The 19,748-nt window shown below is 39.5% G+C and carries 18 protein-coding genes and 2 tRNA genes; all 20 read left to right on the top strand.

The annotated features are described in order from the left end of the window. Nucleotides 1-176: 176 nt before the first annotated feature. Nucleotides 177-992: a pur operon repressor gene (purR, locus tag K0R93_RS16145; protein WP_300303357.1), complete on the top strand. Its 816-nt coding sequence runs from the start codon at nucleotides 177-179 to the stop codon at nucleotides 990-992. 62 nt (nucleotides 993-1,054) lie between these two features. Continuing rightward, nucleotides 1,055-1,309 carry a septation regulator SpoVG gene (gene spoVG, locus K0R93_RS16140; protein WP_300303354.1) on the top strand — a complete coding sequence of 85 codons (255 nt, stop codon included), beginning with the start codon at nucleotides 1,055-1,057 and terminating at the stop codon, nucleotides 1,307-1,309. Between the two features lie 250 nt (nucleotides 1,310-1,559). Then, on the top strand, nucleotides 1,560-2,933 hold the full coding sequence (gene glmU / locus K0R93_RS16135; RefSeq protein ID WP_300303351.1) for a bifunctional UDP-N-acetylglucosamine diphosphorylase/glucosamine-1-phosphate N-acetyltransferase GlmU: 1,374 nt from the start codon (nucleotides 1,560-1,562) through the stop codon (nucleotides 2,931-2,933). A gap of 22 nt (nucleotides 2,934-2,955) precedes the next feature. Then, on the top strand, nucleotides 2,956-3,903 hold the full coding sequence (locus K0R93_RS16130; protein ID WP_300303348.1) for a ribose-phosphate diphosphokinase: 948 nt from the start codon (nucleotides 2,956-2,958) through the stop codon (nucleotides 3,901-3,903). A gap of 154 nt (nucleotides 3,904-4,057) precedes the next feature. After that, on the top strand, nucleotides 4,058-6,055 hold the full coding sequence (locus tag K0R93_RS16125) for a methyl-accepting chemotaxis protein (RefSeq protein ID WP_300303345.1): 1,998 nt from the start codon (nucleotides 4,058-4,060) through the stop codon (nucleotides 6,053-6,055). Between the two features lie 204 nt (nucleotides 6,056-6,259). Further along, nucleotides 6,260-6,817 (top strand): aminoacyl-tRNA hydrolase, encoded by a 558-nt coding sequence (gene pth / locus K0R93_RS16120; protein ID WP_300303341.1) that lies wholly within the window; start codon nucleotides 6,260-6,262, stop codon nucleotides 6,815-6,817. An 82-nt stretch (nucleotides 6,818-6,899) separates the two neighbouring features. Next, entirely contained in the window at nucleotides 6,900-10,406 is a 3,507-nt protein-coding gene (gene mfd, locus K0R93_RS16115) for a transcription-repair coupling factor (RefSeq protein WP_300303338.1), read from the top strand. Between the two features lie 63 nt (nucleotides 10,407-10,469). Beyond that, a complete protein-coding gene (locus K0R93_RS16110; protein ID WP_300303335.1) occupies nucleotides 10,470-11,477 on the top strand; it encodes a peptidylprolyl isomerase in 1,008 nt (335 codons plus the stop codon). A gap of 279 nt (nucleotides 11,478-11,756) precedes the next feature. Continuing rightward, nucleotides 11,757-12,308, top strand: a complete 552-nt coding sequence (gene spoVT, locus K0R93_RS16105) for a stage V sporulation protein T (protein ID WP_300303332.1) — start codon at nucleotides 11,757-11,759, stop codon at nucleotides 12,306-12,308. 234 nt (nucleotides 12,309-12,542) lie between these two features. Further along, nucleotides 12,543-14,150, top strand: coding sequence for a putative polysaccharide biosynthesis protein (locus K0R93_RS16100; protein WP_300303329.1), 1,608 nt, complete (start codon nucleotides 12,543-12,545; stop codon nucleotides 14,148-14,150). A 43-nt stretch (nucleotides 14,151-14,193) separates the two neighbouring features. Further along, nucleotides 14,194-15,684 (top strand): nucleoside triphosphate pyrophosphohydrolase, encoded by a 1,491-nt coding sequence (mazG, locus tag K0R93_RS16095; protein ID WP_300303326.1) that lies wholly within the window; start codon nucleotides 14,194-14,196, stop codon nucleotides 15,682-15,684. A gap of 67 nt (nucleotides 15,685-15,751) precedes the next feature. After that, a complete protein-coding gene (locus tag K0R93_RS16090) occupies nucleotides 15,752-16,030 on the top strand; it encodes an HU family DNA-binding protein (protein ID WP_184312956.1) in 279 nt (92 codons plus the stop codon). A gap of 53 nt (nucleotides 16,031-16,083) precedes the next feature. Beyond that, nucleotides 16,084-16,326 carry an RNA-binding S4 domain-containing protein gene (locus tag K0R93_RS16085; RefSeq protein WP_300303318.1) on the top strand — a complete coding sequence of 81 codons (243 nt, stop codon included), beginning with the start codon at nucleotides 16,084-16,086 and terminating at the stop codon, nucleotides 16,324-16,326. A 115-nt stretch (nucleotides 16,327-16,441) separates the two neighbouring features. Further along, nucleotides 16,442-16,732: a sporulation protein YabP gene (gene yabP / locus K0R93_RS16080; RefSeq protein WP_300303315.1), complete on the top strand. Its 291-nt coding sequence runs from the start codon at nucleotides 16,442-16,444 to the stop codon at nucleotides 16,730-16,732. A 54-nt stretch (nucleotides 16,733-16,786) separates the two neighbouring features. Continuing rightward, on the top strand, nucleotides 16,787-17,296 hold the full coding sequence (gene yabQ / locus K0R93_RS16075) for a spore cortex biosynthesis protein YabQ (RefSeq protein ID WP_300303313.1): 510 nt from the start codon (nucleotides 16,787-16,789) through the stop codon (nucleotides 17,294-17,296). Nucleotides 17,297-17,361: 65 nt separating this feature from the next. Continuing rightward, nucleotides 17,362-17,679, top strand: coding sequence for an FtsB family cell division protein (locus K0R93_RS16070; protein ID WP_300303310.1), 318 nt, complete (start codon nucleotides 17,362-17,364; stop codon nucleotides 17,677-17,679). A 101-nt stretch (nucleotides 17,680-17,780) separates the two neighbouring features. Next, a complete protein-coding gene (locus K0R93_RS16065) occupies nucleotides 17,781-18,203 on the top strand; it encodes a S1 domain-containing RNA-binding protein (RefSeq protein WP_300303307.1) in 423 nt (140 codons plus the stop codon). Nucleotides 18,204-18,279: 76 nt separating this feature from the next. After that, nucleotides 18,280-19,197 (top strand): Ppx/GppA phosphatase family protein, encoded by a 918-nt coding sequence (locus tag K0R93_RS16060; RefSeq protein WP_300303304.1) that lies wholly within the window; start codon nucleotides 18,280-18,282, stop codon nucleotides 19,195-19,197. An 89-nt stretch (nucleotides 19,198-19,286) separates the two neighbouring features. Continuing rightward, a tRNA-Met gene (locus K0R93_RS16055) sits at nucleotides 19,287-19,363 on the top strand. 5 nt (nucleotides 19,364-19,368) lie between these two features. Then, nucleotides 19,369-19,445, top strand: a tRNA-Asp gene (locus K0R93_RS16050). Nucleotides 19,446-19,748: the final 303 nt, after the last annotated feature.

The following is a 19,748-nucleotide window of genomic DNA, read 5'->3' as shown; positions in this document are numbered from 1 at the left end:
CGTTAGGGAAATTATATCACACTATTATATTTTCATGCTAAGAAAAATATGCTTCTAGTGTTTCCATAACATGGAATAAAGATTTTGGAACAATAGAAAAAAATATTGAATAATTTGGCAAAAGCGAATAAAATTATATACAATAACTTTAATATTCGGAATGGAGCGGAACATAGATGAAATTAAAAAGAAATGAAAGAATCGGTGCGTTGATTAAAATCTTATCGGACTATCCCAACGAAATTTTCACCCTTAGTTTTTTTACCAACCAATTTCATGCAGCAAAGTCAACAATCAGCGAGGATATTGTTGTAGCCAAAAAACTTATGGAAGACCTGCAGCTTGGAAAAATTGAAACCATAGCCGGTGCAGCTGGCGGTGTAAAGTATGTACCGATGGTTAGCAGAGACCGCGGAAAAGATTTTTTAGAGGAATTAAGCAGTAAACTTGCTGACCCCAGCAGAATCATTCCAGGTGCTTTTCTATACATGGCAGATATTATCTATAACCCTTCTCTTGTAAAAAAAATGGGGGAAATATTTGCAACCCAGTTTGTGGGAGAAGGCATTGACTATGTTGTAACGGTAGAGACCAAAGGAATTCCCATTGCTATGATGACGGCCCATGCATTAAATGTACCACTGATTATTTTGAGAAGAGACAGCAAGGTAACGGAAGGATCCACTGTAAGTATCAATTATGTATCAGGTTCAACCGGTAAGATTCAAACCATGTCTGTCTCCAAAAGAGCCATAAAACACGGGGCCAATGTAATTATTATTGATGATTTTATGAAAGCAGGGGGAACTGCTAAAGGGATGGTAGATATCATCAAAGAATTTGAAGGTAATGTGAAGGGAATCGGCGTGATGATTGCCACCAAGGAACCAAAAGAAAAGCTTGTGGAAGACTATATTCCTTTGCTGATATTGGATAGAGTAGATCCGATTCAACAAGAGATATGTATCTTCCCAAATGAAAGGTTAATCTAGAATGAATCTAAAGACTGATTATTAAACGAAAACAAATATTATGAAAAATTGTAAATTTTCACATGATTCGAAAGATAAATGATGAAGGCAAGATGAAGGCAATAGTATCAGTAACTTTTGACAACGAATTTGTAGTACATGACATAAAAATCATCGAAGGACAAAACGGACTATTTATTGCCATGCCAAGTCGAAAGATGGGAGAAGGAGATTTTAGAGACATCGCCCATCCAATTAATTCTGAAATGAGAACGAGGTTACAAGATGCTATCCTCTCTCAGTATGAACAGGTCAAAGATGTACAGGATGAAGAATAAGTATTTTTGCTTCTGTATGGATATGCCCCTGTTATCAATTTCGGTATTCAAGACCTCCTTAGAGAAATTGCTTAAACTTTTAGGCAATCTCCCTAAGGAGGTTTTGCTTTTTAGAAAAATATTCAATTCCCTTTTTGTTTTTTAAAAAAAATGGTATACTAAAAAACGGGAAAAAGTTTACCAAAATATCTGTATGGATTGGTGTAATACTATAAATGAAATAAAATCATGATAATAAGGAGTGGCGCAGATGGGTAAAATGACTGCTGTGATATTAGCAGCAGGTACAGGAACCAGGATGAAATCAAAGCTTCCCAAGGTAATTCACGAGGTATCTAGCAAACCTATGGTGGAGCATGTCATTGATGTTGCAGAGGAAAATGGTGTGGATCGTACCATCGTGGTTATCGGCCATGGAGGAGAATTGGTGGAAAAAGCCATTGACCATAGAAATGTGCAGTTTGTTTGGCAGAGAGAACAGCTAGGTACGGGACATGCCGTAATGCAGGCGGCTGATCATATAGAGGATGAAGGCGATGTACTTCTGCTATATGGGGACACTCCGTTAATACGAACAGAAACGATTGAGGAATTAATCCAATATCATAAACAAGGTAATTATGCAGCGACAGTTTTAACTGCACAATTTGAAGATCCTACTGGATATGGAAGGATTGTAAGGGGCCAGAATGGTTCTGTGGAGAGGATTGTGGAGCAGAAAGATGCCACTGAGGATGAAAAGAAAATTAAAGAGATCAATTCAGGGATGTATTGTTACAATGGGAGGCTGTTAAAGGAAGCATTGAAGAAGCTTACCAATGACAATGTGCAGAAAGAGTACTATATAACTGATGTGGTGGAAATATTGAATCAGGCAGGTCATAAGGTAGGAGCCTATGGGGTATCGGATAAGACCGAAATTGCTGGGGTTAACTCCAGAGTACAGCTGGCAGAAGCTGAAGCCGTCATGAGAAATCGAGTACTTAGAGAATTAATGGAGAATGGCGTAACGATGATAGACCCTCAGCAGGTCTATGTGGATAAAGGGATAAAGGTTGGCAGAGATACGATCCTGTACCCAGGTGTAATTTTAAAAGGAAAGACAGAGATCGGAGAAGGCTGTATCATTGGACATAACACCCGCATTGTAGACTCAGTAATCAACAATGAAGTGGAGATTCAGAGTTCTACCATTGTGGAGAGCTTTGTGGATGATGCATGTCAAATAGGCCCTTACGCTTATCTGAGACCCAACAGCAGACTTGGGAAACATGTGAAAATTGGGGATTTCGTGGAAGTAAAGAATTCTACCATAGGAGATTACTCAAAGGCTTCTCATTTAGCATATGTAGGCGATGGGGAAGTGGGTAAGCATGTGAATATTGGATGCGGCGTTGTTTTCGTAAATTATGATGGAAAGCATAAGCATAAGTCTATTGTAGAGGATCATGCATTTGTGGGAAGTAATGTTAATTTAGTCGGGCCTGTAACCGTAAGAAAATATGGATATATTGCCACAGGATCTACCATTACCAAAGAGGTTCCGGAAGGTGCTCTCTCGGTGGCAAGGGCAAAGCAAGAGAATAAACTTGGCTGGGTAGCGCGAAAAGGACTTATGAAATAAAGGAAACCTAAGGAGGATACACATGAACATTAATGGACAAACGATAAAGGTGTTTGCTGGAAATGCCAGTCAGGATTTGGCGTTGAGGATATGCCAGGAGATGGACGTAAAGCTAGGGGAAGCAGAAGTAGGATCCTTTAGTGATGGTGAGATCGCTGTAAATATCAAGGAAACCGTTAGAGGTGCTGATGTGTTTGTGGTACAGTCAACCTATGTGCCAGTAAATAGACATCTAATGGAACTATTGATTATGATTGATGCCCTAAAGAGAGCGTCAGCAGGAAGAATTACAGCGGTGGTGCCATATTACGGATATGCTAGACAGGATAGAAAGGCAAAAGCCAGAGATCCGATCACTGCAAAGCTAGTGGCAGATATTATTACTGCGGCAGGGGCAGACAGAGTATTAACCATGGACTTACATGCGGCGCAAATTCAAGGATATTTTAACATCCCTGTAGATCATTTGCTTGGAGTACCGATTTTAGCGGAATATTTTAAGAAAATGGGATTAGAAGATCTTGTTGTAGTATCGCCAGACCTTGGAAGTGTAACCAGAGCTAGGAATTTTGCTAACTTGCTAGATGCGCCTCTTGCCATCATCGATAAAAGAAGACCTCAAGCCAATGTATCTGAGGTTATGAATATCATTGGAGAAATCGAAGGAAAAAATGTAATCCTTGTTGATGATATGGTAGATACAGCAGGAACGCTTACACAAGGTGCAAAAGCATTGAAGGATTTTGGCGCGAACGAAGTTTATGCTTGTTGTACCCATCCTGTACTCTCAGGGCCAGCCCTGGAGAGGATTGAAGGATCCGTTATCAAAGAGTTGGTTGTATTAGATACCATTCCTCTGCCGGAGGAGAAAAAATTGAAAAACATCACAAGCTTATCAGTTGCCCCTGTTTTCGCAGAGGCCATTCGTAGAATTTACGAAAACTTATCTGTAAGCAAGCTGTTTGACTAAAAAAGATGGGGAAACCCATCTTTTTTTACGCTATTTTGTTGTGAAATTTATAACTTATTGCATTATTTACAAAATTTACATATAATTTAAATAACAAAATATGTCGAAATATGTTACAGGCATTATATTTTTATCATATCAAAGGAGGCTTGCTATGAAAAGAGGAATTCGATTTAAACTAATGGTCAGTTTTATATTGCTGATCACACTACCCATGGCTGCATTAGGGATTGCGACATTCTTAGAGTCTGTGGATTTAATGAAAGACAATCTAAAGGGCAGTACCCAATCCCTCGTTAATGAAGTGAACCATTCTACGGACTTATATCTTGAGGGATTAGAAGAAAACCTAGATTTATTATCAAAAGATGCCAATGTGGAGCAGGTATTGTCCTATCCAGATTCTGCTCAATGGATGATGGCTGGATTTGAGAATTTTGCCAAGACCCATCCTGATGTATTAAATGTATATATTGGTACCCATGACAAGCAGATGTTTTTATATCCAGAGACAGACTTGCCTGCGGACTATGATCCTACATCCAGACCTTGGTATCAGGATGCAATGAAAAAGAATGGCATCGCATGGACAGATCCCTATGTAGATGTAGGTACAGGAAAAGTAATTATTTCCGTTGCACAACCCGTATATGACAGCAGACATAACAATGCATTTGTAGGCGTTATGGCTTTGGATATCTCTTTGGAACAATTGTCCAATCTAATCAATAGTATAAAAATTGGTCAGGCAGGATATGTCGTGCTTATTGACAAAACAGGAAATCTAATGACCCATCCTAACCCTGAATTGATTGGAAAGCCGATTCCCGTACCAGAAATTGCGGAAGCGATTAGCAAAGAAAAAGCGGGTACAATGGATTATGTTTTTGAAGAAAAAGGCGTAAACGAAGAAAAGTTTGGCGTGTTTACAAGCATGGAGAGGGTTGGCTGGCGAATTTTAGCCAATATGTACATAAAAGAAATTTCTACCCAATATAGTTCACTGTTAAATACAAGTTTAATGATGGGTCTTTTGGCCTTAGTGGTAGCTGTAGTCATATCGTTGTTGATCGCCAATAGTATTTCTAAGCCATTAGGGGCATTGGCAAAGGATATGGAGAAAATGAAGGACGGAGATTTCACCGTTCGTTGTCATGTGAAATCAAAGGACGAAGTAGGCATGCTGGCCAATAGCTTTAACGTCATGGCAGAAGGCCTAAAAGGCCTTGTGTCCCAAGTAAGACAGGTATCCCTTGAAGTAACAGAGGCGGCGGAGACCTTAGCAGCAACTTCTGAAGAAACCAGCGCTTCTGCAGAGGAAGTATCAAGAACGGTAGAAGAAATTGCAAAGGGTGCTACAGAGCAAGCTTCTGAGGCAGAAAAAGGATCTATCCTCGTGTCTAACCTGGCAGATAAGTTTGGGAAGCTGGCAGCTGGCACCGATGAGATGATGAAAGTATCTACTGAAGTGATGGATGCCAACGTAAACGGTGTACAGGCTGTAGATGTATTAAAAGATAAAACGCGATTGAACAATCAAGCGACGCAGCGTATTGTGGAAGCTGTTGCTGAACTGGATAACGAGTCTCAACATATCGGAAGTATCTTGGATACCATCAGCAGTATTGCTGAGCAGACAAATCTATTGGCATTAAATGCGGCCATTGAGGCAGCACGGGCAGGGGATGCGGGTAGAGGCTTTGCCGTAGTTGCCGATGAAATCCGTAAGCTGGCGGAGCAATCCGGCAAGTCTGCCGATGAGATTAAGGGAATTGTATTAAGCATACAGAATCATACCAAATCTACTGTAGGCATTATGGAAGAAGTAAAGGAAAGAAACAAAGAGCAAGGACAGGCTGTAGGCAATGTAAATAAGTCCTTTGAAGAAATATCTAAGTCCATTGATGTTATTGGAAATAAGATCGAAGTGATCAATCAGTATGCAGCTGACATGAACAAAGATGGACAAAATATCGTAGCTGCCATCGAAAATATTTCAGCGGTATCAGAAGAAACTGCAGCTTCATCGGAAGAAGTAAGTGCTTCTATGCAGCAGCAGACTTCTGCAGTGGAAGAAGTAGCAAGGGCTGCCGATAAGCTCAATGAGCTGGCAAGCCAATTGAGTAATGAATTAAATAAGTTTAAGATCTAATAAAAATAGCCGAGAATCTCGGCTATTTTTTAGGTTGAGGTTAAGGCTGAGGTTGGTAAGGGCGATCACTGATCGCTCCTATGGGTTTTAACCTTAACCTCAGCCTTAACCTATGCACACTTTGGTGTGCATCTTTGTTATTATGAAGTTGCTATAATTGTGGTATAATAGTGGATGATTGCATATACAGAAAGGGTGTAATAGATGTTTGTCATCGTTGGACTAGGAAATCCGGGGAAGCAATATGCTGGAACGAGGCATAACGTAGGCTTTGATGTCATAGATTATCTATCAGAAAAGCATAATATTCCTGTGAATAAAGTAAAATTTAAGGGCTTGATTGGAGAAGGATTTATTGGCAACAAGAAGGTGCTTCTTGTTAAACCACAAACCTATATGAATCTCAGCGGGCACAGCGTGTTAGAAATACAAAATTTTTATAAGCTAAATCCTGAACAAATCATCGTGGTCTATGATGATATCGATGTAGATCCGGGCAAGCTGAGGATCCGAAGTAAAGGAAGTGCAGGTACCCATAATGGCATGAGGTCCATTATCTATGAAATTCAGAGTGATCAGTTTCCCAGAGTACGAATTGGTGTTGGGAAGCCCCAAAAAGGTGATTTATCAAGCCACGTGCTAGGCAGATTTGGAAAGGAAGATCAAGAGGAAATGGCGATTACCATTGGAAATGCAGCAGCGGCTGTGGAAGTGATGATTACAGAAGGTGTCAACGCAGCCATGAATAAGTATAATGGTTAAACCAGTAAAAGGAATTAGACTATGCCCAGGTTTGGAAAACCTGGGCTAGCGGTGTTGCAGCAGATAGAGGGGTGAAGATAGATTGACCGCACATATTTTCATAGAATCATTAAAAAGCTTAAAGGAATTTGGCGCATTGAGACACAGTGTAGAGAAAGGTCTAAATCCATCAGCTATTCATGGTTTGGTAGATGCCCAAATTCCTCATATCATTTCTGCTTTGAATCAAATTGAAAATCGACAAAGTCTTATTTTAACCTATAATGAACTACAGGCAAGAAAGATTTACGATGATTTAAAATGCTTTTTAGAAACAGGGAATTATCTGTATCCTTCCAGTGAGGTAATACTCTACCATGTGGATGCTGCCAGTCATCAAACAACAGAAGAACGTATCCGAGTAATGATGGGGGTAAGCGAACATAAAAACGCTGTGGTAGTTGCTTCGGTGGAGAGTTTATTAACAAGATTGGTACCTAAGGGTATATTTGAAGTATATTCTTTTTCCATCAATTATGGAGAGACCATCGTCGTAGACGAAGTGATTGAGAAATTTATCACTTTAGGTTATGAGCGTATGGACCTTGTAGAGGCCAAAGGACAATTTGCCCTACGAGGGGGAATTCTGGATTTCTTTCCTATAGCCTCTGATGTGCCCTATCGCATTGAGCTTTTTGATGATGAAGTGGATTCAATACGCAGCTTTGATCTAGAAAGTCAATTGTCCATTGAAAAAGTGAAAACCGTATTTGTTGGGCCTGCCCAGGAGATGATCGTTGATCAAGAAAGAAAGAAGGCAGCGATCATTCGGTTACAAGAAGAAAGAAAACATCTGCCTAAAAAGATTAAGGGTAAAATAAGAGAGCATTTAGAAGAAAATATATGTAAGGTGATTGAAGAAATTGAGAATAGCTATGTAGGTAAAGGATGGGAGAACTATATTGGCTATTTCTATGAAAAAACCTTTTCCTTTGTAGATTATTTGGCAGAGGATGCATTGATTTTTGTAGATGAGCCATCAAGGGTCAGAGAAAAGGCTGATCTCGTATACAAAGAGTTCGAAGAGACCTATAAGGACAAATTAGAAAAAGGTGAAGTTTTACCTAGCCAAGGGAATCTTTTATTCCGTTATGATGAAATTCTTGGCATACTCCAAGGAAGACAAGTATTTACCATGACAAGTCTTCCAAAAAATAATTCCGATTTTCCGCCGAAAAGTATCATTAACTTTTCCTCAAGGATGGCACAATCATTCCATGGAAAGATGGATATCTTTGTTGAAGAGGTAAAACGGTGGAAATATAAGGGGTATAAAACAATTCTCTTATGTGGCACCATGGAGCGGGCAAAATATTTAGAGGGTGTTTTACGAAATCATCAGGTAGAAGTAAGTATTATACAGGACGAGAATCAAGAAATCCTTTCGGGGCAGACTTTTATCCTTCAGAGAAGCCTTGCAAAAGGCTTTGAATATCACAGCAATCGATTGTTGGTAGTAACGGAACAAGAGATTTTTGGTACGGTAAAAAAGAAAAAAGCTCCTTCTAAAAAGAAAGATGCACGGCCTATTAAATCTTTTATGGATTTAAATCTTGGAGACTATGTGGTTCATGAGAATCACGGAATCGGACAATATGTAGGAATTGAACAGTTAAAAGTCCAGGGGGCAAAGAAAGATTATCTCCATATAAAATACTCCGATGGGGGGTCTTTGTATGTACCGATTGAGCAAATGGACTTGGTACAAAAGTATATTGGATCTGATGGGGCATCTCCCAAGCTCAACAAGCTCGGGGGCGTAGAATGGAAAAAAGCAAAGGCAAAGGTAAAAGGAGCCATTGAAGATATGGCAAAGGACCTATTGGCCCTCTATGCCGAGCGGCAGATGACCAGAGGTCATGCATTTTCCCATGATACCCAATGGCAAAGTCAGTTTGAGGACGCATTTCCCTATGAGGAAACCCCTGACCAGTTAAAATGTATCAGTGAGATCAAAAAAGATATGGAACATCATATACCTATGGATCGGCTCCTTTGTGGAGATGTGGGGTATGGTAAGACAGAAGTGGCCATTCGCGCTGCATTTAAGTGTGTGATGGAAGGGAAGCAGGCCGCCATCTTGGTGCCCACCACCATATTGGCACAGCAGCACTATAATACTTTGATACAGCGATTCTCAGACTTTCCAATTTCCATTGACATGCTGAGTAGATTTCGTACCGATGGACAGCAGGATGAGATCATTGAAAAATTGAGACAAGGAAATTTAGATATCGTTGTAGGAACCCATCGACTCATATCAAAGGATGTACAATTTAAGGATCTAGGGTTGTTGATCATCGATGAGGAGCAGAGATTTGGTGTCAAGCATAAGGAGGCGCTGAAACAGTTGAAAAAGCATGTGGATGTCCTCACGTTAACGGCTACCCCTATTCCAAGAACCCTTCATATGTCATTGATTGGTCTGCGGGATATGAGTATCATTGAAGACCCGCCGGAGGAGAGGTATCCGATACAGACATATGTGATGGAACACAATGATGAAATGATTCGAGAGGCAATCATCCGAGAGTTACATCGGGGTGGACAAGTGTATTTTGTATTTAATCGGGTAAAGGGAATACAGCAAATGGCAAATAGGCTTCGCAAGCTCCTGCCTGAGGCAAGAATTTCCGTAGGCCACGGACAAATGGGTGAACGGGAATTAGAAAATGTTATGATTGATTTCATGAATGGAGATTTTGATGTACTGGTGTGCACAACAATCATTGAAACAGGTCTGGATATCTCCAATGTAAATACCATCGTAATCCATGATGCCGATAAGATGGGGCTGTCTCAGTTATATCAGCTGCGTGGACGGGTAGGGAGAACCAATCGCCTGGCCTATGCCTATCTTACCTATCAAAAAGATAAGGTGCTTACAGAAGTGGCAGAGAAGCGTCTAAAGGCGATCAAAGAGTTTACGGAATTCGGATCTGGGTTCAAGATCGCCATGCGGGATTTAGAAATTCGAGGTGCTGGAAACCTGATTGGGGGAGAACAGCATGGACATATGGCTACCATTGGTTATGACCTGTACTGTAAACTCTTGGAGGATACCATCCGGGAGATGAAGGGTGAAGAGGTCACAAGAGCAGTGGAAACAACCATAGAAATCAGTGTCAATGCCTTTATACCTGAAGCGTATATCCCCAATGAAAACCACAAGCTGGAGGTCTATAAGAAGATTGCTTCCTTGAGAGGAAAGCAAGATGCCTTAGATATAGAAGAAGAAATTGAGGATCGATTTGGAGAAATTCCAGGATCGGTACAAAATCTTATATCGATATCTTATATAAAATCCATGGCCCAGCAGCTAGGTATGATATCTATTATCGAAGGAGATACCTTTGTCAAATTCCAATTTGATGATGGCGGAAGAATCCGACCGGAGATGATCGCAGGAATGATTGATGCCTATGGGGAGAGGGTACAAATTCATGGAAGCGTGACCCCTTATATTCGTTTGAAGTGCAAGTCTCAAGAAGGTAAACTAAAGGAAATAAGGGAGTTTCTAGAAAAAATTAGTGGTTTTCATAGGAATTGATTTCATATATAATTAAAATTAGGAAATAACCAAGGAAGTAATGGGAGAGGATGTGTAAAGTAAATGAGAAATAGAGCAAGAATTGTAACACTTGTTTTACTAATGGTTGTAGCATTGATTGTATCAGGCTGCCAAAGTGGTAATGTAGGTGGAGGCACTGGGAAAGCAGTGGCAAAGGTAGATAGTGAAATAATTAGTCAGGAGCAATATAATAAAAACCTTATTATTTTCAAGAAGAATTATGAGGGTGTTTATGGTACGGAAATTTGGAGCATAGATGTGGGCGGCAAAACATTCCTTCAGGCAGTACAGGAAAATGTATTAGACAAAATGATTAGTGATGAAGTAATCATTCAGTATATGGAAGAAAACAAAATCGCTATTGATGAAGCTGAAATTGAAAAACAATATGCGGATTATCAGCAGAAAACTGAGCAACAGGCGGAAATTAAGAAGTTTTTCGAAGAAAATAAGATTGACGAAAGCTTTATTAAGGATCAAATCAGAACAGAACTATATGTAAAGACGTTTAGAGAAGAAGCAGAAAAGGAACTAGGGTTAGACGATAAAAAGCTAGAGGATTACTATAATAAAAATATTGATGCTTATAAGGATGTTCAAGTGAAGGCATCCCATATCTTGTTTAAAACTGTAGATGATCAAAGAAAACCATTGCCAGCGGATCAAGTGAAAAAGGCAGAAGAGACAGCGAATGAAGTACTGAAACGGGTAAAGAATGGAGAAGATTTTGCAAAGCTTGCTACTGAGTTTTCAGAGGATCCCGGTTCTGCACAGCAGGGAGGAGACTTGGGATACTTTGGAAGAGGAATGATGGTTCCTGAGTTCGAAGAAACGTCCTTTAGTTTACAACCAGGAGAAATTAGTGAACTGGTGAAGACGGAGTTTGGCTATCATATTATTAAGGTAGTAGACAAGAAGAGTGAGCAAAAGTCTTTTGAAGACGTAAAGGAAGAAATCAGAGGAAAGCTTATAGAAGACGGAATCAATGAAAAAATTGAGTCCATTAAAAAAGAAAAGAAAATTGAAAAAAACATGGAGAATATCCAATAGTAAGATGGAGGCATTGATCATGCCTCTATTTTATTGTTAAGAAAAATTGTAGAAAAAACAGATGGTGTTGTTATAATTATTTAAAGGAACAAAATTTAAAAAAATTTAAACTGTTTATGATTAAAGATTATATAAACGAGGAAATTACTGTAAACTCAACATTTCTAAGTATTGCTATAGGTTTAGAAAAATTTCCATTCATGTATAAAAAACACACATGAGTAAAATAATAAGTGTACAATGACCAGTTCACAATAAGTATAGTAGGAGGGAACGCAATTGAAAGCAACAGGCATAGTTAGACGAATTGACGATTTAGGTAGAGTTGTGATTCCGAAGGAAATAAGGCGAACGCTTCGTATAAGAGAAGGAGACCCACTAGAAATCTTTACTGATAGAGAAGGCGAAGTTATTCTGAAAAAATACTCACCAATAGGAGAGTTAACTGAGTTCGCAAGTGAGTATTCTGAGTCCCTCTATGATGCGTTGGGTCACACAGCTGTTATTACTGATCGAGATACCATCATCGCTGTGGCAGGCGGATCTAAAAAAGAATATTTAGAAAAAAGAGTAAGTAAAAGTTTAGAGAAGGTCATGGAAGACAAGAAAAACTTAGTCATTAATGAAAAGGAAAAAACCTGTGCTTTAGCAGCAGATGAAGGAGAAGAGAAACGGTATACATCTCAAGTAATTGTTCCAATCATCACACAAGGAGATCCAATTGGCTCCGTAATATTGTTATCAAAGGATGCCAATAGAGCAATGGGAGATTTGGAAGCTAAAGTAGCAGAAACGGCAGCTAATTTCCTAGGTAAACAAATGGAGCAATAAAGCCAATGGTATCATACTACATAATCGTAGTAAAAGTAGCAGAAATCCACTGCTACTTTTTTGTATTTAGCAAAAGTTCACTGTGAATGGATAGCTATAAAGGAGAATAAACTATAACAAATCATCGGCAATTTTGGTATAATAGATTTGTTCTAGCAAGAAGCTTTTGTAGTCTATAAGTAAGAAGAATTTAAACATTCTCAGCAGAGGGAGAGAAGAATTGGAGGAGAATCAATGAGCAATAAATCATTCTTAAAAGGGGCTGCTATCCTAGGGGTAGCAGGGATTATCGTAAAGATACTAGGCGCATTCTTCAGGATTCCCTTGGGAAATATTATTGGAGACACAGGATTAGGGTATTATCAAGCTTCCTATCCAATCTATGTATTGTTATTGACCATATCCACGGCAGGGATTCCCACAGCTATTTCAAAGCTTGTGGCAGAGAGAAGAGCTATAGGTGATCGCTATGGTGCCCATCGTGTCTTCAAAGTGTCATTTGTACTGCTTTTCGTCACAGGGATTATCACATCGAGCATTATATTCTTCGGTGCCAGAACCATTGTAGAGTTAATTAAAAATCCAAATGCATATTATTCGATGTTGGCTGTAGTACCCGCACTACTTTTTGTACCGGTTATGGCTGCCTATCGTGGATATTTTCAAGGTATGCAGGATATGACGCCCACCGCTATCTCCCAGGTGATAGAACAATTTGGAAGGGTAATCGTGGGTTTAGGATTAGCAGTGTTTTTATTAGACAGAGGCCCTGAAATTGCATCAGCTGGCGCTGTTTTTGGAGCAGCGGCCGGTGCGATTACAGGAACGCTGATCATTGTATATATTTATTATCGTAGAAGAAATCAAATTATGCTGGAGATTCAAAGCAATGCCCACATCCAGCAGGAATCATCTGGTGCAATCATTTCGAAGCTGCTTCGTATAGCGATTCCTATCACCATTGGTGCTGCCATCATGCCTGTCATGAATATGATTGACGTGGCAATCGTTATGAGAAGACTACAAGATGTAGGATTTACTTACGAAGAGGCAAACAGTCTATATGGACAGTTGACGGGGATGGCATTGACTTTGATTAACTTACCCCAGGTTCTTACTGTTGCCCTTGCCATGAGTTTGGTACCAGCAATCTCTGATGCCAGTCAGAGAAGAGATCATAAGGGAATACAGAACGTCATTCAGACAGGTACACGGGCGACACTGCTCATTGGACTCCCGGCAGCCGTAGGACTGGTAACTTTGTCTAAACCAATTATGATGCTTCTTTATCCTATGCAGGTAGAGAGTGCTTTAAATGCTGCAGGACCTTTAGCCATCCTATCGATTGGATTGGTATTTCTTACCTTAGTGCAGACGTTTACTGGAATCCTCCAGGGATTGGGGAAACCCAGCATCCCTGTAATGAACTTAGCAATTGGATCTATATTCAAAATAATTTTGACTTATACCCTCACAGGTATTTATGCCATTAATGTAAAGGGTGCTGCCATAGGAACTGTTGTAACCTATGGGGTGACAGCTTTGCTGAACTTCTTAGCCGTAAGGCGGATTACCCATACGTCCTTTAACGTGGTGCAGTTTATTGTAAAGCCTTTGATTGCCGTAGCGGCCATGAGTGTCTCTGTATTAGTGGTTTATAATCAATTGGTTCCTATCTTAGGGAATCGACTGACTACGGTGTTAGCCATCTCCATCGGTGCGCTGATTTATGGACTAATGCTATTAACCACTGGAGGTATTACGGAAGAGGATTTCCAAGTGATGCCAGGCGGCAAGAAAATAGTAAAAGTGCTGCGTATTTTAGGCTTGATAAGGAAATAATATGGCGTAAAGCCAAACCTATGTTGAAAGCAGGTGGATAGCAATGGGTCATAAGCTTACCATTGTCGGTCTCGGGCCAGGGAGTAAGAATTCTTTAACCCTTGGTGTCATGGAAAAAATAAAAGAAAGTAGAAAAATCCTACTTAGGACCCAAAAACATCCAGTGGTAGATTACTTAGCATCCTTGGGATTTTCCATGGAAAGCATGGATCATTATTATGATGAAAAGGATAGCTTTGATGAGGTGTATGATGCCATTGCCGATGATATCATAGAACGATTAAGAGATGAAGATATCGTTTATGGAGTACCGGGCAGTCCCTTGGTGGCAGAGTATACAGTCCAAAAACTATTGGAAAGAGCTGAAAGTCATGGCTATGAGATAGAAATTTTACCGAGCATGAGTTTTATCGAAGGGATTTTTCAAGTATTGAAAAAGGATCCCATTGGCGGCCTTCAGATTATAGATGGTCTTCAGTTATCCCATCAAAAACCTGATACGGATATGGATATAATCGTCACGCAAGTCTATAATCAAGCAGTGGCTGCTGATATAAAATTAAGACTAATGTCCTATTATCCAGATCAATATCCAATTTGCGTCATTAAGGGGGCTGGAGTCCCTGAAATTCAAAGGGTTGAATGGGTTTCACTCCATGAGTTGGATCATTTGGAATGGGTGGATTATTTAACTAGTGTTTATGTGCCCAAAGTTGACGACAAATGGGAAAAATACTATAATATGAATAATCTTGTAGAAATAATGGCAACATTAAGGAGTAAGGAAGGGTGTCCTTGGGACTTGAAGCAAACCCATGAAAGCCTAAGGCCTTATCTTCTTGAGGAAACCTATGAAGTGCTAGAGGCCCTTGACAATGACGATATGGAGTTGCTTGTAGAAGAATTAGGCGATTTACTGCTGCAAATTGTATTTCATGCCCAAATCGCAGTGGAAGAAGGATACTTCGATATGCAGGATGTGATTACAGGTATTAGCAGGAAACTGATCTATAGGCATCCCCATGTGTTTGGTGAAAACAAGGAGACTACAGATGCAGGTGCTTTAGAACGATGGGAGGAGATGAAGCGGAAAGAAAAGGATGTAAGAACCCATACGGAATCTCTACTACGCATTCCTAAGCCATTGCCTGCCCTTATGAGGAGCTATAAAATCCAGAAGAAAGCTGCCGCTATTGGTTTTGATTGGGATTCTGTGGAGGGGGCCCTCGAAAAGGTCAAAGAAGAATTGGATGAGTTATTAGAAGTATATCAGACGGAGCACACAGATAAAATAACAGAAGAACTAGGGGACTTGATTTTTGCCATTGTAAATATGGCTAGGTTTTTGAAAGTTGAGCCTGAGCTGGCGTTGAATCAGACCAATGAAAAGTTTATTCAACGGTTTGCCTTTATGGAAGAACATGCAAAGACCTTAAATACCCAGCTGGAGGAAATGACCTTAGAGGAAATGGACCAGTTGTGGAATTTGGCAAAAATACATAAAAATAAAAAAAATGATAAAAAATACAAGTAAAAAGAAGGATTTTGCAACAAAAGAGAGAATATGCTATACGTATCAAAAAAGATGAGGAGGTATATTTGTGAATAAAGCTGAATTAGTTGCGAGCATGGCAGAAAAATCAGGTCTTACGAAGAAGGATGCAGAAACTGCATTAAATGCATTCATGAAAAGTGTAGAAGAGGCTCTTGCAAAAAATGACAAGGTACAATTAGTTGGATTTGGTACATTTGATGTAAGAGAAAGAAAAGAAAGACAAGGAAGAAACCCAAGAAATCCTGAGCAAGTGATTGAAATCCCAGCTTCTAAGGCTCCTGTTTTCAAAGCAGGAAAAGCCCTTAAGGATATGGTAAACGCTTAATAGGAAAGGCAGCTTAGGCTGCTTTTTTTGTTTACGTAATGACGGAGGACAAAATGAGAATAGACAAATTTTTGAAGAATTCAAGATTGATCAAAAGAAGGACCATCGCAAAGGAAGCCTGTGATCAAGGCCGCATCCGTGTCAATGGACAAGTAGCTAAGGCGGGCACAGAGGTAAAAATTGGAGATCGGATTATCTTGGAATTTGGAACAAAAAGTACCACTGTCGAAGTAACCGATATTTCTGAACATGTGACAAAAGAATCTTCTAAAGAAATGTATAAAGTCATCGAATAGCACCTAATGATAAAGGTGCTATTTTGTTTATATATAGGAAATTATGCATAAGGACAAGTTGATAAGAATATCTTTTACAAAGAAGTCTACTATCGTTGTAAAGAGGTGAGTATAGGTGGAAGACAGAAGGGTAGCCAAGAGTAAGAATCACAACCTAATTTTGGAGAATCGGGGGAAGCTAAGCATATCAGGGGTAGAACATGTAGATAGTTTCAATGAGAACACCGTATTGATAGAAACCGTACAAGGCGTACTTACAGTGAAGGGTACTGAACTAAATATAAGCAAACTCAACCTAGAAGATGGAAATGTTATGCTAGAAGGGCATGTATACTCTTTGGTTTATAGTGATCGTGAAAGCTTACAGAATAAAGGCGCAGGATTCCTAGGAAAGATGTTTAAATAACCGCATGGCGGTTATTTTTTTGAACGGATTGTATGAAAGATTGGGGTGACTTTGATGGCCATGTCAGTATCTGAGCAAGTGTATGTTTTCTTAGCCACCATGTATGGTGGTATTTTAATCGGTTTTATTTACGATCTATATAGAATTTTAAGGCTGATTTTTAAGCCTAAGAAAATTGCTACATTCATTCAGGACCTAATTTTTTGGATAGTTATTTCTGGGGTAGCTATTGTAGTACTGCTGTTTAGCAATTCAGGACAGTTGCGATTTTATACATTTTTAGGATTTGCAATTGGGAGTATTCTATATAATAGACTGTTAAGCAGTACCATTATCAGTACCAGCGTGTATCTATTATGGTTTTTGAAAAAGATAATCATAAGCTTAATAAATAAAATGATTTATCCGATAAAACTATTGATACAGTGGTCAAAGAAACCTTATCGATGGATGAAGAAGAAGGTTATGCCATTCTACTATCGGTGCAGGAGAATTGGTACAATACCTCGACGAATTGCTAAAGATATAAGAAAATACATAAAAACTGTTATGAAAAAAAAGTAGCAGGAAATCCTATGAGCGTATAGAATAATATTACAGAAGCTGGTATATAAAAAAGGGTGAAACATATGGATACGATAGAACAAAAGAAGAAGAGAATACGAAAAGGCAATAGACCATTCTATATGATCCTTTTGGTTGTAGGACTCTATGTGGCGTGGGTTTTTGTAGATCAGCAAATTAGGCTTCATGCCTTGACAGAGCAAGAAGAAGTCTATAAGAGTAAGGTGGAACAATTGAAACAAGAGGTTGCTCGTCGAGAGGAAGAAGTAAAGAATGCCAATACGCCTGAGTTTATCGAAAAGGTAGCCCGAGAGCAATTGAAGATGGTAAAACCCAATGAAATTATTTATATTGATATGCATAAGTCCAAATACAGTCAATGAAGCTATAAAGCTAGAGGCCAGATTGTTGACAGGCTTGAAATAATAAATTATAATAGGTCTAGTAAAGTTGTGAATAATATATAAGGAGGAAGATTTTATTTATGCCGGTTGAAATAGGAAAAGTTGTTGAGGGCACGGTGACAGGCATTACGAACTTCGGTGCTTTTATTCAACTACCACAAGGGAAAACAGGATTATGTCATATTTCAGAAGTGGCAGATGATTATGTAAAAGATATACGGACTTATTTAAAAGAACAGCAAAAAGTCATGGTAAAAATAATTGCAATTGATGGTAATGGAAAGATTAGTCTCTCCATCCGGCAGGCACAGGAAAAACCTCCTAAAAAAAGTCACCAGCCCGCGCAGCTTGATTGGCAAAAAAAGAATGCAGAGCCTAGTTTATCCTTCGAAGATAAACTTTCTAAATTCTTAAAAGACAGCGATGAAAAACATCAGCAGCTTAAAAAGAATATGAGAGATACAAGAAGAGGAAATGGGTTCAATAGTAAGAAAGATGCTTAAGGGATATAACCGAGACTATGTCTCGGTTTTTTTATAGTCTACTATAATATATTTTCTACCCATAAGGAGGCTTATCATGAAAAAATATGCTGCCATCGATATTGGCACAAATTCAATGCGATTATTGATTGCTGAGGTAGAGGATGGGCAGATTGTTAAGGGGTTTAAGGATTTAGAAACCACCAGAATGGGCGAAGGAGTAGATCAAACCGGAGAACTCACAAAAGGGGCCATCGAGAGAAATCTTGATGCATTAAAAAAATTTACTTCTAGGGTAAGGGACGAGGGGATAGGTTATATGCCCGTAATTGCTACCAGTGCTGTCAGAGATGCCAGAAATAGAGAGATATTCTTGCAGCGAGCGCGACAAGAAGCGGGTATTGAAATAGATGTTATAGGTGGAGATCGAGAAGCAGAATTGGGTTTCTCGGGGGTGCTTCGGGGATTAAAGGAAAAAGGGGAAAATATTCTAGTCATTGATATTGGTGGCGGAAGTACGGAATTTATTTTGGGGAATGAGGATGGCATACAGTATATGGTGAGCCATAATGTGGGTGCAGTGCGCATGACAGAAAAATTTGTAATGAATGATCCGCCGTTAGGCCAGGATCTAGCAAGGCTAGAGGCGGAAATCGATCAAATCATTCTCCCGACGATTAAAAAGTTAGAAAAAATGAAGATAGACCGAGTGATCGGGATTGGTGGAACAGCTACAACCATTGCTTCAGTACACCTCAAGCTATTAACCTATGATCGTGATAAGGTGCATAATACAGATATCCATTTGAGGGATGTAAGAAATGCACTAGAAAGTTTCGTTTCGGTATCCTTGGATGAAAGAAAGAAAATTCAGGGCCTTTATCCCAAAAGAGCCGATGTGATCGCAGCAGGGACCATGATTCTCGATAGAATCCTAACCTTGTTAGAGATAGATAAATTGAGAATTAGTGAGTACGATAATCTTGAAGGATTAATCTTCGAACAGTTGTTATAGAGGAGTTGGAAGATACTACTACAAGGAAATGTGAAAATTACATTGACATCGTGTGGATTCTGCTGTAATATAGAATTTGTCATGAAAATGGCGGCGTAGCTTAGTTGGCTAGAGCGTCCGGTTCATACCCGGAAGGTCGGTGGTTCGAGTCCACTCGCCGCTACCATATTTGGCCCGGTAGTTCAGTTGGTTAGAATGCCAGCCTGTCACGCTGGAGGTCGAGGGTTCGAGCCCCTTCCGGGTCGCCAACTATTAGAAGAAAAAATCTTCCATTGTACAATGGAAGATTTTTTTATTTCGAAAAATTGAGATGGAATTTGTAGGGGTCGCATAGTATGCGACCAGAGCCCGAAGAGCCTGCCTAGTCTTTGGGCGGGTTGCATGATATGCAAGCCCTACAGCCTTTACTCGATCTTGATCTTGATCTCGACCTTGTGTCGCATCCCTGATTCATAACGTAATCTAATATTTTATGACGATCTCCTCGATAATATTCATTTTAAAATCGGGGAACTTTTTCATCTATCGTCAAAAATTCCCGAACATGGTGG

The sequence above is a fragment of the Anaerosolibacter sp. genome (genome assembly GCF_029240175.1).
GTDB lineage: Bacteria > Bacillota > Clostridia > Peptostreptococcales > Thermotaleaceae > Anaerosolibacter.
Note: the sequence above shows the minus strand (reverse complement) of the source record. Positions and strands in the feature narration are given on the sequence as shown.